We start from the raw sequence: 277 nt of genomic DNA on the forward strand, positions 1-277 counted from the left end.
CTAGTATGTGAAATGAATGTAACGGTTGTTTATCAACGAAATAAAAGGCCTGGTTATCCAAAGTAACTGATTCACCTGAGAACCATTCATAAGCTACGATAGGTTGTTCATCCTTTGCTGCATTATAATCAACGCACGCTACATGATTGGATAGTCGTATTGGATAACCCGACAAACTGTAATGCCCAATGACGACTGGCACTGAGAGTACGCTTCCGACGTGGGGTTCGGGTAATGTTATTGAAGGAACACGATGCTCTTCTCCGTAGGGTACCTG

General features: G+C 43.3%; 1 protein-coding gene. It reads right to left on the reverse strand.

Annotated elements, in window-relative coordinates; genetic code table 11:
* Positions 1–202, reverse strand: a 202-nt coding sequence (locus tag Q5762_RS38190) for a hypothetical protein (RefSeq protein WP_315896910.1), incomplete at its 3' end; no start/stop codon positions are given.
* Positions 203–277: the final 75 nt, after the last annotated feature.

Source organism: Streptomyces sp. P9(2023), assembly GCF_032436795.1.
Taxonomy (GTDB): Bacteria; Actinomycetota; Actinomycetes; order Streptomycetales; family Streptomycetaceae; genus Streptomyces.